The organism is Chryseobacterium culicis (assembly GCF_900108365.1).
GTDB lineage: Bacteria > Bacteroidota > Bacteroidia > Flavobacteriales > Weeksellaceae > Chryseobacterium > Chryseobacterium culicis.
This window is the reverse complement of the sequence record NZ_FNWQ01000007.1, coordinates 105416-119421: the sequence shown is the minus strand read 5'-3', so window position 1 is coordinate 119421 and position 14006 is coordinate 105416. Positions and strand designations below refer to the sequence as shown.

15 protein-coding genes and 1 riboswitch are annotated in these 14006 nt (G+C 37.8%); of the genes, 5 read left to right on the top strand and 10 right to left on the bottom strand.

Translation table 11 applies throughout. From position 1 onward, the window contains the following. Nucleotides 1–75: 75 nt before the first annotated feature. From BLW74_RS19945 to BLW74_RS19930, 4 genes are all read right to left on the bottom strand, one after another. Nucleotides 76–987 carry a YeiH family protein gene (locus BLW74_RS19945; protein ID WP_089695589.1) on the bottom strand — a complete coding sequence of 304 codons (912 nt, stop codon included), beginning with the start codon at nucleotides 985–987 and terminating at the stop codon, nucleotides 76–78. A gap of 159 nt (nucleotides 988–1146) precedes the next feature. Further along, the gene (locus BLW74_RS19940) at nucleotides 1147–2022 is read right to left on the bottom strand and encodes a LysR family transcriptional regulator (protein ID WP_089695586.1); all 876 of its coding nucleotides are present in this window, start codon (nucleotides 2020–2022) and stop codon (nucleotides 1147–1149) included. Between the two features lie 168 nt (nucleotides 2023–2190). After that, nucleotides 2191–3498 (bottom strand): voltage-gated chloride channel family protein, encoded by a 1308-nt coding sequence (locus BLW74_RS19935; protein ID WP_089695583.1) that lies wholly within the window; start codon nucleotides 3496–3498, stop codon nucleotides 2191–2193. Between the two features lie 31 nt (nucleotides 3499–3529). Beyond that, a riboswitch (Fluoride riboswitch) is annotated at nucleotides 3530–3597 on the bottom strand. A 254-nt stretch (nucleotides 3598–3851) separates the two neighbouring features. Then, entirely contained in the window at nucleotides 3852–4319 is a 468-nt protein-coding gene (locus tag BLW74_RS19930) for an acyl-CoA thioesterase (RefSeq protein ID WP_089695579.1), read from the bottom strand. A gap of 121 nt (nucleotides 4320–4440) precedes the next feature. Between BLW74_RS19930 and BLW74_RS19925 the strand changes: the two genes are divergently transcribed. Beyond that, nucleotides 4441–4797 (top strand): arsenate reductase family protein, encoded by a 357-nt coding sequence (locus tag BLW74_RS19925; RefSeq protein WP_089695576.1) that lies wholly within the window; start codon nucleotides 4441–4443, stop codon nucleotides 4795–4797. 94 nt (nucleotides 4798–4891) lie between these two features. Here the strand turns inward: BLW74_RS19925 and gcvT are convergent, their stop codons facing one another. From gcvT to idi, 3 genes are read right to left on the bottom strand one after another with little or no spacing between them, the layout of a single operon-like run. Then, entirely contained in the window at nucleotides 4892–5968 is a 1077-nt protein-coding gene (gcvT, locus tag BLW74_RS19920) for a glycine cleavage system aminomethyltransferase GcvT (protein ID WP_089695572.1), read from the bottom strand. Between the two features lie 17 nt (nucleotides 5969–5985). Beyond that, complete coding sequence (locus BLW74_RS19915; protein ID WP_089695568.1) at nucleotides 5986–6456, bottom strand: hypothetical protein; 471 nt, start codon at nucleotides 6454–6456, stop codon at nucleotides 5986–5988. A 2-nt stretch (nucleotides 6457–6458) separates the two neighbouring features. After that, on the bottom strand, nucleotides 6459–6968 hold the full coding sequence (idi, locus tag BLW74_RS19910; RefSeq protein ID WP_089695565.1) for an isopentenyl-diphosphate Delta-isomerase: 510 nt from the start codon (nucleotides 6966–6968) through the stop codon (nucleotides 6459–6461). 307 nt (nucleotides 6969–7275) lie between these two features. Here idi and BLW74_RS19905 point away from each other — a divergent pair, with 307 nt between their 5' ends. Beyond that, entirely contained in the window at nucleotides 7276–7686 is a 411-nt protein-coding gene (locus tag BLW74_RS19905; protein WP_089695560.1) for an LNS2 domain-containing protein, read from the top strand. A gap of 86 nt (nucleotides 7687–7772) precedes the next feature. Beyond that, on the top strand, nucleotides 7773–8732 hold the full coding sequence (locus BLW74_RS19900; protein WP_089695557.1) for a D-2-hydroxyacid dehydrogenase: 960 nt from the start codon (nucleotides 7773–7775) through the stop codon (nucleotides 8730–8732). 74 nt (nucleotides 8733–8806) lie between these two features. Here the strand turns inward: BLW74_RS19900 and mscL are convergent, their stop codons facing one another. Next, the gene (gene mscL / locus BLW74_RS19895; protein ID WP_089695554.1) at nucleotides 8807–9184 is read right to left on the bottom strand and encodes a large conductance mechanosensitive channel protein MscL; all 378 of its coding nucleotides are present in this window, start codon (nucleotides 9182–9184) and stop codon (nucleotides 8807–8809) included. Between the two features lie 245 nt (nucleotides 9185–9429). Between mscL and BLW74_RS19890 the strand changes: the two genes are divergently transcribed. Then, complete coding sequence (locus BLW74_RS19890; protein ID WP_089695552.1) at nucleotides 9430–10947, top strand: NAD(P)H-hydrate dehydratase; 1518 nt, start codon at nucleotides 9430–9432, stop codon at nucleotides 10945–10947. 93 nt (nucleotides 10948–11040) lie between these two features. Here BLW74_RS19890 and lgt read toward each other — a convergent pair whose 3' ends face one another. Continuing rightward, nucleotides 11041–11922, bottom strand: coding sequence for a prolipoprotein diacylglyceryl transferase (gene lgt, locus BLW74_RS19885; RefSeq protein WP_089696173.1), 882 nt, complete (start codon nucleotides 11920–11922; stop codon nucleotides 11041–11043). A 449-nt stretch (nucleotides 11923–12371) separates the two neighbouring features. Next, nucleotides 12372–12623 carry a membrane protein insertion efficiency factor YidD gene (gene yidD / locus BLW74_RS19880; protein WP_185116373.1) on the bottom strand — a complete coding sequence of 84 codons (252 nt, stop codon included), beginning with the start codon at nucleotides 12621–12623 and terminating at the stop codon, nucleotides 12372–12374. 101 nt (nucleotides 12624–12724) lie between these two features. On the opposite strand from yidD, the gene BLW74_RS19875 reads away from it, so the two are divergent. Further along, nucleotides 12725–14002 (top strand): replication-associated recombination protein A, encoded by a 1278-nt coding sequence (locus tag BLW74_RS19875; protein WP_089695549.1) that lies wholly within the window; start codon nucleotides 12725–12727, stop codon nucleotides 14000–14002. Nucleotides 14003–14006: the final 4 nt, after the last annotated feature.

The window sequence follows — 14006 nt, the reverse complement described above, 5'->3', positions numbered from 1 at the left end:
TTATTTCAGTATGAAATAAACATTTCCACATTTAATATGCAGAACCCTTTTGATTTCAGAAGGGTTCTGCTCTTTTTACTGAATAATGTAAAGAAGACTTCCAACACTTATCGTTACCCATAAAATAACGGCCGTCACTAAAGGTTTTAATCCGATTGATCTCAAGGTTTGAACAGAGAGGGTAGATCCAATTAAAAATAAAGTCAGATTCAGCCCGGATTTTGCCGCAACGGTAATAAAAGTACTGAAATGATCAAAAAACGGGCAATAGGTATTCAAAATAATGGCTACAATAAAATAACCTATAAACCACGGAACTTTTATTTTGGAATCTTTGCTTTTAAAAATGAACATGGTAATCAATGAGACAGGAATAATCCAGAGTGCGCGTGCAAGTTTTACTGTAGTTGCAATTTTCAATGATTCGTCGCCATATTTACTGGCAGCTCCTACAACAGAACTTGTATCATGAATTCCCACTGCACACCAAAGCCCGAACTGTTCCTGTGAAAGATTCAGAAGATGCCCTATGGCAGGATAAACAAACAGTGCGATGGAGTTTAACGTAAATACAATGGCCAAAGCAAGAGAAATCTGTTTTGTACTGGGTTTAATAATAGGTGAGACAGCTGCAATAGCGCTCCCGCCACATATCGCAGTTCCGGCGGAAAGAAGATAAGATAAGGGGCTTTCCAGTTTAAAGACCTTTCCCAGAAAATAGCCTAAAACCATTACCGTAACGATACTTACAATGGTTAGCAGCAGACCTGTTTTGCCGGCGTGAAGAGCTTCGTCAAGTTTCAGCCCGAATCCGAGACCAACAATTGAAATCTGCAGCAGCAAATGAATAGAGTTGTGAAGATGTTTTTCAAAAGGGTTTCCCATCAAAACAGCCAGGGCAAATCCCATGGCAAGGGCTATGGGTGAAGAAATAAGCGGGGTAAGGCATACAGCTGCCAATACCATAAAAAATATTTTCCGTTTCATTTCACTGGCAATGAATCTTTCATAATGCGAACGTTTAAAATCTGCATCAAAATTCCGGAAAATAGTATAACAAGTTAAATCGTAATTTGTTATACCGGATAACTAAAAGTTATAACTTTGCTTATTGCTTATTGCTTATTGCTTATTGCTTATTGCTTATTATTCTGCAAACCTGAGGAACAGTTTAATCAGTTCAGACTGTTCACCTTTGGGCAGGATAAAATGAAAATCCCTTTCAATGCTGAAATTTTTAATATCAATAACGGTCAGTACATTGTTTTTCAATTCATTCAAAATAGTGCTGATGGAAAGAAAGGCCATGCAGTCCGAGTAAAGAAGGTAGTTTTTAATACTTTCGCTGCTTCCCAGCTGCATTACGGTATTGAGCTCATGAATATTGATTTCCTTTTCTTTAAGCCTGTTTTGGATAAATTCCAGCGTTCCGGAACCCTGCTCTCTGAAGATCATATCCAACTGGTAAAGGTCTTTCAGATTTAAAGTTTTATGAGCAAGCGGGTGATCTGATTTTGCCGCCAGAACAATCTCATCAGGTTTAAAAGTTTTATACTCAAAATAAGAAGACTGGGATTCTCCTTCAATAATACCAAGATCAATTTTTTCTTCTTTTAAAAGTGTGGAGATCGTTTCTGTATTTCCTGTAAGAAGCTCAATCTTAATCTCTTTGTAATAAGAATTGAATTTAGCAAGAATTTCCGGTAGAATATACTGTGCAACGGTAGTACTAGCCCCTATAATCAGCTTTCCCTTATGCTGCTGATTAATCTGGCTGATCTCAAATTCCATATCACGGTAGATATTTCTGATCTTTTCAGCATGCTCAAACAAAATTTTTCCGCTTGGAGTCAGTTGGATAGAAGTTCCTTTGCGGTCAAATAACTTGGCGCCTATTTGGGTCTCAATCTCTTTAATGTGTTTGGTAACAGCGGGTTGTGAAATATGAAGTTCTTCTGACGCTTTGGTGAAACTTAACCGGGCAGCCACCGTATGGAAAACTTTTAATCTGTAATCGAACATGGGGTAAAATTACGAATTATAGTTGGAAATGGTGAAAGGGAGTTGATGAGTTTGAGAGTTTGAGGGTGGGAGGGTTTGAGAGTTTAAAGTTCAGAGTTTAACGTTATGGATAACCAGCAACTAAAATAACCAGCAACCCGCACCTCGAATCCCGGAATCTCGCATCCGTTATAAAAAATCCGAAATAGATCTGTCCTGCTGGCTTTCAAATCTTCTGTTCTTCGCTTCCCCGATTTTCTGTTTTGAATAAATACTGTTATGACCGGAAAGCAGATAAGATGCAATGCATGCAATAGCCACATATACACCACATTCAGCCCCGAACAATTCAATTCCCATCAGCATACAGGCCAGCGGGGTATTGGTAGCCCCTGCAAATACAGCAACAAAACCCATTCCTGCCAATAATCCGAACGGTAACGGAATAAAAAGCGATAAGGCACTGCCTAAGGTAGCACCAATAAAGAATAAAGGAGTTACCTCGCCTCCTTTGAATCCTGCTGAAAGGGTAACAATGGTAAAAATCATTTTCAAGGCAAAATCATATAGTGGAAGCTGTTTTTCAAAAGATTCTACAATCACAGGAATTCCCAATCCTATATAGCGGGTTGTGCCCATCGCAAAAACGGCAAGGGCTATAATAATTCCTCCTGCAACAGGACGAAGCGGCGGATATTTAATTTTTGATTTAAAAGCGGAGCCCATCCAATGGATTAATTTACTGAAGGCAGCGGCACATATTCCGAATGCTATACCTGCCAGAATACTATAAATGATGGGCAGGAATTCAAGTTTGGGCACAAAATCTATATGATAATGTGTATGTTGTACATTCCATAAGCTGGTCGTCCAGTCCGCAAGAATTGCAGAAGCAAACGCCGGAAAAATAGCAGTGTAACGAATTCTTCCAATCAGGAAAACTTCAAGCCCAAAAACAGCTCCTGCCAGCGGTGTTCCGAAAACAGAACCAAATCCGGCAGCAATAGCCGCAATAATCAGGGTTTTTCTTTCATTTCTGTCAAGCTTAAAAGGTGTAGCCAATTGATCGGCAATAGCGCCTGCCATTTGAAGAGCTGTTCCTTCACGCCCTGCTGAGCCTCCGAAAAAATGGGTCACGATTGTTCCTAAGTAAACGAAGGGAGCCATTTTAAACGGAATGATCCTCCTGGGTTCATGAATTGTGTCAATCAACAGATTGTTTCCTGCTTCCACCTCTTTTCCAAAATAATGATAAAGAAGTCCTATCAGGAATCCGGCAGCTGGCAGCAATGCAATCAGCCAGAGATGGTTTTCTCTGAAATTCGTTGCCCATTCCAATGATTGGAGAAATCCAGCAGAAGCTGTTCCCACTAAAAGTCCAATGATGATACTGATACACAGCCATCTTAAAATATAGGGGAGCGCCGGAAATTTTCTGAAGAAAAAAAGGGTATTAAAAACTGCTTTTTTAACAAGTGTTCGCTGACTTTTAGACATGGTAATCCTGATTAGTTATTTGTTAATAATCTTTTAATCAGGCGTCATCAGCTTTCATAAAGCGGTTGGGTAAGGAAGAACACCATTTCCTTTTGATAGTGCAAATATAAAAAGAAGAATTTGTTTTTCAAAAATAAATTACTGATTGCTGGTTGTTTTTTGTTACGGGTTTGGGTTATTTTAGTTGCTGGTTATGTTAGTTTAGGGTTTCTAGGGTTTGGGTTAGAGAATGGGAGGATTTGAGAGTTTAAAGTTCAAGTTTTAGAGTTTAAGGTTGTTGGTAACCAATAACTAAAATAACTAGCAACTAGCAACCCGAAACTCAAACCCTCGAAACCCGAATCTCGCATCCCTTACAAAAACGGCTTCATCTCATCCTCAATCTGGGTTCTCAGTTCCATAAGGCGTTTAGCATATATTTCCTGCTGCTTTTCTTCCTCTGTTTCCGGAATCCATTTCGGAACGGGAAGTTTTTTTCCGTTCTCATCTACGGCCACAAAAACAATGATACAATGGGTTTTTTTATCAAAGTTCGGCTGTTTCAGGTTTCTTGAAAAGACATTAATGGCGATATGCATGCTGGATGTTCCGGTATAAATTACCTGAGCGTCTACTTTTACTACTTCTCCAATTTTAATAGGATCGTAAAAACGGATTCCGCCAACGTATACTGTGACAGAATAATTACCACTCCAGGTGGTGGCACATGCATAACCGGCCTGGTCAATCCATTTCATAACACTTCCTCCATGCACATTTCCTCCGTAATTAACATCTGAAGGCTCCGAAATAAACTGAAAAGTAATAGGCTTGTTCTGCATCTTTATAAAATTTGAATAAAGTTATTTAATAATTTCCAAAGTTTTAGATTAAATCCTACTTTTGAAAGACGAAACTTTCAATGAAAGGGAATTGTAACCAATAACAGATTTAGAAACAGTCATGAAGAAAGTATTTTATCTCAACACCTGTGATACTTGCAGAAAAATTTTAGCCCAATTTGATCTTACAGGCTGGGAACTCCGCGAAATTAAGAAAGAGCCGATCACGAAAGAGGAATTGGCGGAAATGCATAAGAAAACAAAATCCTACGAAGCATTATTCAGTAAAAAGTCTACTCAGATTAAATTGAGAGGGCTGGATGTAAAGTCTTTGACAGAGAAAGATTTTAAAGAATTACTGCTGGATCATTATACTTTCCTGAAAAGACCTGTTTTTATGACAGACAAGGAGATTTTTATAGGAAATGATAAGAAGAACGTTGAAGACCTGCAGAAATTTTTCGGTGTAAACGTGTAGAAGCCTGTAAGCAAAGAATCTTAATCAGATTACAAAATAAAAAAGGATGTCTCTTCGCAGAGAACATCCTTTTTTTAATTATCTTTTGAACAGATTATACAAAAGGAGCTTTTACCACTTTTGCAGGAATGTTCTTGTTTCTTACCTGAATAAAGATTTCAGATCCTAATTTGAAGTGAGGCTTGTCTACATACGCAAGACCTAACCCTACTTTCTTCATTGGAGACTGTGTTCCGGAAGTTACTTTTCCAATCACATTTCCTTCAGCATCTACTACAGGATAATCGTGTCTTGGAACTCCTTTGTCTGTTAATTCGAAACCAACTAATTTTCTTCCAACTCCTTCTTCTTTCTGTTTTGCGAAAACCTCTTTGGAAACGAAGTCTTTATCAAACTTGGTGATCCATCCTAAACCGGCTTCAATAGGAGAAGTAGTATCGTCGATATCATTTCCGTAAAGGCAGAACCCTTTTTCTAATCTTAAAGTATCTCTGGCAGCCAATCCGCAAGGAATAATTCCTTCTTCTTTACCAGCTTCCATTACGGCATCCCAAAGTTTTTCAGCACTATCGTTATTGAAATAGATCTCAAAACCTCCGCTGCCTGTGTATCCTGTGTTTGAAATGATTACGTTATTTTCTCCCGCAACGCTTCCTACAGTAAAATGGTAGTAAGGGATTTCTGAAAGATTTACTTCCGTAAGTTTTTGAAGAATTTCAGTAGCTTTTGGCCCCTGAACTGCCAATAAAGACATTTCATCAGAAGCATTGGTCATTGTAGCCCCGAAAGTATTGTATTTTGAAATATGATTCCAGTCTTTGTCGATGTTAGAAGCATTTACTACTACAAAATATTTGTCATCTTCCATTTTGTACACGATAAGGTCATCTACAATTCCTCCGTTTTCATTAGGAAGACAAGAATACTGAGCTTTTCCGTTTTCAAGCGCCTCTATATTATTCGTAGTTACGAACTGCAAAAGATCTTTTGAACCTGGTCCTTCGATGAAAAACTGTCCCATGTGGGAAACATCAAATAAGCCTGCTTTTTCTCTTACGGCAAAATGCTCTTCTGTAACCCCTGAATATTGAACAGGCATTTCAAAACCTGCGAAAGGTACGATTTTCGCTCCCAAAGAAACATGTTTGTCGTACAATGCTGTTTTCTTCATATTTAATTTTTATTTCTTTATTTCTTTATTTTAAAACTGTTAAAAGTCTCATTGAATTGGGTCATGTAGTTTCCGTTCCAGAATTTCTGACCGCAGTTGATGGTAACCAGATATAGATCTTTATCTTTTTGGAATGCTTTCGTAATCCAGAATAATTTGCCTTTTTCATCAAAATACTCGTAAAAGTATTCTGTATATCCTCTTTTGCCCCTGCTTTCTTTTACTTTACTTTCCGGATCGGTAGATTTATAAAGATCCAGAACAAATTTTTTCATTTCTTCTTTGGGAAGTGCCAGGCCATGATACTCGGAAATGGTAATAGCACCGATTTCACTGGTAGGAAAGATATTCACAATCTCACTGTCATTCGTGGACTTCCAGCCTTCGGGAACATTAATAGAGTAATTGGGGTTTTCATATACTTTTGCTTTTTGGGCAAAAAAAAGACTTCCCGTGATAAGAGCCGAAAAAAACAATATTTTTTTCATCTTTAAAAATGGTGTTTATATTCTTCCAGGATGATTTTGAACCATTCCGTAAATTTTTCAGGATGTTCAGTGATTTCTTTATCCAGATCTTGAGGAGCAATGAATCGTACTTCTTCCACTTCATCTTTATTCAAATTGAAATCATCTTCATGATGGCCTACAAATACGTGGTCAAGCTCGTGTTCCCACAGGCCGCCGCCAACATCTGCTTTGTAAATAAAATTGAATTTTTCCGAAAGTTCCGCTTCAATTCCCAGTTCTTCCTTCAGTCTGCGTATGGCTCCTTCTTTGTAAGTTTCGCCCTGTCTGGGGTGCGAGCACACAGCATTGGTCCACTGATTGGGAGAATGGTATTTTCCTGAAGCCCTTTTCTGAAGAAGCATTTCTCCTTTACTGTTGAACAGAAATACAGAAAAAGCGCGGTGCAACAAGCCATTGACATGAGCCTGCTGTTTTTCCATCAGCCCTATAACTTCATCCTCAGGATTTACTAAAACGACAAATTCTTCCATTCCTACAAATGTAAGAGTAATAAATGTATTTTGGAAATTTTTAGATAAACATCATACTTTTTGTAATAAGGCTGATGAGACGGAAGAAGTGCACAGGGCTTACAGATAAATTGACAATTCTCTTAGGCGCTTTCTTATCGTAAAGAAAATGGAAGATGAAAAATTTTAACTATTTGCAATAAAATGGCTTGTAAATTATTAATATTATTCTTTAAATAATTGTTTTGCAGTAAAATTTGAATATAAACTAAAATTCATAGAGCCTCATAATGGGAAAAACGCTAACTTTGTTTTTTAATATTTAGTAATGGAATTAGAATACATTGAACACATTAGTCCTATTCTAAAGGATGGAATAAAAAATTACTTAATAGATATCGACGGAACCATTACTGATGATGTTCCCAACGAAGAACCGGAAAGAATGGTTACCTGCGAACCATATCCTGATGCACTGGAAACTATTAACAAATGGTATGACGAAGGACATCAGATCTGCTTTTTTACTTCAAGAACCGAAAATCTGAAACAAATCACTATCGACTGGCTGGATAAGCATGGTTTCAAATACCACAGCGTGCTTTGCGGAAAACCAAGAGGAGGAAATTATCACTGGATAGACAATCACCTGGTAAGAGCTACAAGATATAAAGGAAGATTTACGGATCTGGTTGAGAAGCAAGTGACCATTGAGGTATTCAAAGAAGACGGAGAATAAAAATATAATTCAAAGATTTAAAGATTAAATGTGAACGAGTTCCTTTAATTTTTAAATCTTTCATTTTTTAATATACTTGATATTTTATGAAAGTTTTAGCAAACGACGGCCTGGATCAATCCGGAATAGATGCATTGACAGAAAAAGGCTTTGAGGTAATTACTACAAAAGTTCCGCAGGAGTTTTTGGTAGATTATATTAATGAGCACAAAATCCGCACCCTGCTGGTAAGAAGTGCTACACAGGTAAGAAAAGATATTATTGACGGATGCCCGTCCATCGACATCATTGGCAGAGGAGGCGTTGGTATGGATAATATTGATGTAGATTATGCAAGAGAAAAGGGAATCCATGTCATCAACACGCCGTCAGCCTCTTCAGAATCCGTAGCTGAACTTGTTTTCGCTCATTTGTTTTCCGGAGTAAGATTTCTTCAGGATTCCAACAGAAAAATGCCTTTGGTAGGTGATACTGAATTTGGAGCACTTAAAAAGGCGTATGCTGCAGGTATTGAATTGAGAGGAAAAACGATCGGTATCGTAGGAATGGGAAGAATCGGTCAGGAAGTGGCAAGAATTGCTTTAGGGCTTGGCATGCGCGTAGTAGCAGCTGATAATAATGTAGGAAGAGCAAGCATCAAGGTAAAATTTTATAACAATCAGTTCATCAACGTAGATATTGAAACGGAACCGCTACAGGAAGTATTAAAACATTCGGACTTCATTACCTTACACGTTCCGGCGCAGAAAGACGGATACATGATTGGTAAGAATGAATTTGACATTATGAAAGACGGAGTAGCTGTTGTAAACTGTTCCAGAGGAGGAGTTATTGATGAAGCAGCTTTAATTCAGGCCTTAGATTCTGGTAAAGTAAGATTTGCAGGATTGGATGTGTTCATTAATGAACCCACGCCATCTAAGGAAATTCTTAACCATCCTAAAATCTCGCTTACCCCTCACACAGGAGCCTCTACCCTTGAAGCGCAGGATAGAATCGGACTGTCCTTGGCAGAGCAGATTTCAAGTATCTTACAGATTCAGTAATTTGAAAAGATATATACGACAAAAGCACCTGCATAAGGTGCTTTTTTATTTTTACACTGTAATGAAGTTACAGATTATATATTTTTGCTTTTCAGTAAATCTCTGATTTCCATCAGTAATTTCTGATCTTCTGTAGGTCCTGCAGGAGCCGGAGCTTCTTTTTTGTTTACTTTGTTGGCAAATTTAATGATCCAGAAAAGAACCATAGCAATACACAGGAAACTGATTACGGCAGAAAGGAAATTTCCATACGCAACACCATTCCATGAAAGTTTTGCGATATTTTCTGCGCCGGCGGCTTTCAAAGCCGGGTTAAGGACAAGAGGTGTGATTACATCTTCCACTAAAGACGAAACAATTTTTCCAAAAGCTGCCCCAATGATCACACCGACAGCCAGATCGAGAACATTACCCTTAAAGGCAAACTCTTTAAATTCTTTTACAAATCCCATAATTTATATTTTTTTAATTAGTATATACACAAAAATATAATTTAAAAATGTAAAAAACACTACTTTTTATAGTTTTTATTCCCAAAATATTGAATTTTATAACGAATTATTAGAATTTGTTTTAATAAATATTTTAACTTTTTGCAGATCCTTTATCTCATTAATGAAGTCTCTTTATTTTTATTAATAACGTGGCATCATAATGAAAAATCTTTTGTAATTTGCTTAAAAGTTAGACCTTACTTATGAAAATTTTTACCGCCAAACAGATCCGCAGCTGGGATCAGTTTACCATTTCCCGAGAGCCTGTTTCATCCATTCAACTGATGGAAAGAGCCTCAATGGCAGTAGCCCACTGGATTTCAGAACACTGTAAAAACCATAAAAAGCTTGCCGTGTTTTGTGGTAACGGAAATAATGGAGGAGATGGTCTGGCGGTGGCAAGAATTCTTTATCTGAAAGGTTTTGATGTAGATGTGTTTGTAGAAGATCCTAAAGGAAAATTTTCAGAAGATGCTTCTGTCAATCTGAAAAGACTTCGTGACATGTCAGGAATTTCAGTCAGAAAATTTAATCAGTCAGAAAACTACAACTTTGATGATAAAACCCTTATTATTGATGCTCTTTTCGGAACAGGATTATCCAGACCGCTTGGAGATGAATATACAATACTGGTTGAGCAGCTGAACGCTAAAAAGACGATCAGGATATCCATTGATGTTCCTTCCGGGTTGTCTGCAGATGAAATGCCGGAAGAAAATAATGTTATTCTGAAAGCAGATTATACGCTTACTTTTCAATCCTGGAAAAGAGCTTTTCTTCATCCCGAAGCCGGAAAATATACCGGAAAAGTAGAAGTGCTGGATCTGGATTTAAGTAAAATATATTCGGAAAATACGGAAACAGCATATTTTGTAACCGATGATGTTCTTATAGAATCTGTTTTCAAACCACGGGCAGAATTTTCCCATAAGGGAAGCTATGGTAAGGCAGCCATTGCAGGAGGAAGTTATGGTAAAATAGGCGCTGCAGTTCTTGCAACAAAATCGGCTCTGAAAACAGGAGCGGGTTTAACATTTGCTTTAGCACCGGATTGTGGTTATCAAATATTGCAGACTTCATGTCCGGAAGCCATGTTTATAAAAGGAGGAGAAGAATTTATCACTAATTTTGAAATTGAAAAAGATTGTACCTGCGGAATAGGACCGGGGCTGGGAACTCATCCGGAAACCGGAAAAAATCTTCTGGGCTTTCTGAAAAACTGTACCCAACCCTTAATTCTGGATGCCGATGCATTAAATCTCATTTCAAAAGATTCAAAAAATTTGAAATGGATACCTAAAAAATCGATCATTACTCCCCATCCGAAAGAATTTGAACGGCTTTTCGGAAGTACATCAAATTCTTTCAAAAGGCTTGAACTGGCCAGAGAAAAAGCAAAAGAACGGGATATTTATATTGTCCTTAAAGATCATCATACGCAGGTTGTCACACCGCAAGGAAATGTTTTCTATAATATCACGGGAAATTCAGGATTGGCAAAAGGAGGGAGTGGTGATATTCTTACCGGAATTCTCACCTCACTTTTGGCTCAGGGATATTCTCAGGAACAAACCTGTATTTTAGGAGTATGGCTGCATGGAAAAGCCGCTGATCTTGCTGCTGAAAAATACTCAAAAGAATCAATGCTTCCTGGTGATGTTATTGATGAGTTGGGGACTGTCTTTGAAGAACTGAACCGAAAAACCATAAGAAATCTGTAAAAGAACCCATATTTTTACCATCTACTTAAAGGAAAAAGGCAAATTTGTACGCGTACAAATTTGCCTTTTTTATAGTTAAAAAACCGGAGTTTGCTAAACTCCCGTAGTTTTCTTGCTATTTTCTATATATTCCGGTTTTTCGTTTTCTTCCGGAGTGATTTTAAATTTCTTAGAAACAATCATGATAACAACTCCTGCAATCATAAAAGGAATGGAAAGAACCTGTCCCGTATTCAGTCCTCCTATCTGGATGAATTCATCTCCCTGTGGTTCTTTCAGGAATTCTACAAAGAATCTGATGGCCCAAAGAATAATAAAGAACAGTCCGAATAACCAGCCCTGCTGATATTTTTTATCCGTTTTTCTATACAGAATCCATAATAAGATGAATAATAAAACATATCCTACCGCTTCGAATAACTGGCTTGGATAACGCGGTACGGTAAGACCGTATTCACTGCTTTGCTGGGGGAAAAGAAGCGCGAACGGAGAGTTCGGATCCGCGGGTTTACCAACAATTTCAGAATTGAAAAAGTTTCCCATTCTTACAAAAGCACCTCCTAAAGCGACTACAATTCCTAATCTGTCATACACCCAGAAAGGGTTTTTTCTGATGATTTTAAATGAGTAATAAAGCGTAGTAAAAATCAGAGCAATTGTAGCTCCATGGCTTGCCAATCCTGAAAATCCTGTAAACTTAAACCCGTTTTTTGTACTGATTGGCAAAAACACACTCCAGAAATCTTCTTTGAATAATTCCGGCTGATAGAAAATAACATGTCCTAATCGTGCTCCCAGAATAGTCCCGATCAGCGTCCATGTGAAAAGAGGCTCCAGGTATCTTTGGTTGATATTGTCAATTTTAAAGATTCTCGTCATTAAAACATAACCAAAACCAAAAGCAAAGACAAACATCAAACTATAAAAATGAAGGGTAAAAGATCCGATATGGATACCTTTTGAAGGATCCCAAATTTTAAAAGAAGTTTTAAGCTCTACCTTGTCAGAATCAGTAATGGGCTGTACAGATTTTACTGCATACTTGAATGTTGTAATATTATCCTGAGAAACAGGAGTGTCGATAAGTTTAAAGTTTTTATCCAGAAACTGGTATTTTGATTCCCGGAACTTTGCCAATGTAGAGGCGCCGTAATTGTAATAGGCAGGTTCAAAATTAGATTCGTTAAGAATGACAACAAAAGACTGATTTTTATCTGACTCTCTGTCCGGAAAAGCGGTCAGATCTCCCATTTCTGTGGTAGAATAGATTTTTACCGGAATATTTTTTCCGTTAACATCTAAAGTTCCGTCAGATAAGCCTCCAGGGTATTCCTGTGCAAAAAGAAGCTGCGTGGTGAATGCAAACAGCACAAGATAAATTCTGAAAAAAATAGTATTCATTTTCTATTGATTTAATAGTTTGATTATTGACATTTATGCTTAGGTGGAACGGGGTCATAGCCGCTGCCTCCCCATGGATGGCATCGCGAAATTCTTTTAAACCCGAGCCACAGTCCCTTAAAAATTCCATGAACCCGAAGAGACTCAATCATATAATGAGAGCAGGTAGGTTCATAACGGCAGTTTTTGGGAAGTAAGGGCGAGATGAACCACTGGTAGAATTTTATCAAAATTACCAGCGGAAATGTAATGATTTTATTGAATGTAAGTTTCAAAACAATGCAAAAATAGGCTAAAAAAATGAAAATTAGTTTAAATTTGTTAGAAGTTTCGGTGATCAAAAATCCGGAACACTGATCTTAAAAAAAGAATTACTTTGAATCAAAATATTCCATTAGCTGAAAAACTGAGACCCAAAACCCTGAACGATGTATTGGGGCAGGAGCATCTTACCGGCGATAAAGGAACGATCCGGAAAATGATCGAAAACAATACCCTGAATTCTCTCATTCTCTGGGGACCTCCGGGAACAGGTAAAACAACACTGGCTGAAATTATTTCTGAACAGTCCGGAAGGAAATTTTATAAACTTTCTGCGGTTTCATCGGGGGTGAAAGATGTACGGGACGTAATTGATGATGCCAAGAAACAGAATCTGTTTTCAGGAAAATCTCCCATTTTATTTATTGATGAGATTCACCGGTTCAATAAATCCCAGCAGGATTCACTGCTGCATGCGGTAGAAAAAGGCTGGATTGTTTTGATAGGAGCTACTACGGAAAATCCAAGCTTTGAGGTGGTTTCGGCGCTGCTTTCAAGAAGCCAGGTTTATATTTTAAAAGCTTTGAGCTATGAAAAACTGGAAGAATTGATAGACATTGCTTCCGAAAGGTTTAATAAAGATGAAGGAACCGATTTTAAAATCCTGGAGAAGGAAGCTTTCATTCAGTATTCCGGCGGGGATGCCAGAAAGCTGATCAATTCTGTAGAACTGGTTTTGAATCAATATAAGAATTCGGGCACATCAGAAATTATCAATACGGATGTCCTTGAAGTTCTTCAGGAGACAATGGCTCTCTATGATAAAAACGGGGAGCAGCATTATGATATTATCTCGGCTTTTATCAAGTCAATGCGTGGCGGAGATCCTAATGGTGCGGTATATTGGCTGGCAAGAATGATTGCAGGAGGAGAAGATATAAAGTTTATTGCAAGGAGAATGCTTATTCTGGCTGCTGAAGATGTAGGTTTGGCCAATCCCAACGCTCTGGTCGTCGCTAATAATTGTTTTCAGGCAATTAATGTGATCGGAAACCCGGAAGCAAGGATCATATTAAGTGAAACAGCCGTTTATCTTGCGGTTTCGCCTAAAAGTAATTCTGCTTATATGGCGATCAATGAAGCTTTGGCTCTTGTGAAACAAACAGGAAATCTTCCGGTACCGCTTCATCTTAGAAATGCTCCCACAAAACTGATGAAAGATCTGGACTACGGAAAAGAATATAAATATGCCCATTCTTATGAAGGAAATTTTGTAGAGCAGGAATTTCTTCCCGAAGAAATCAGAAATGTGAAGCTGTATGAGCCGGGTAATAACTCTACGGAAAAGAAAATTTACGAAGAGCTTAAGAAAAAGTGGAATAACAAATATTAAAATA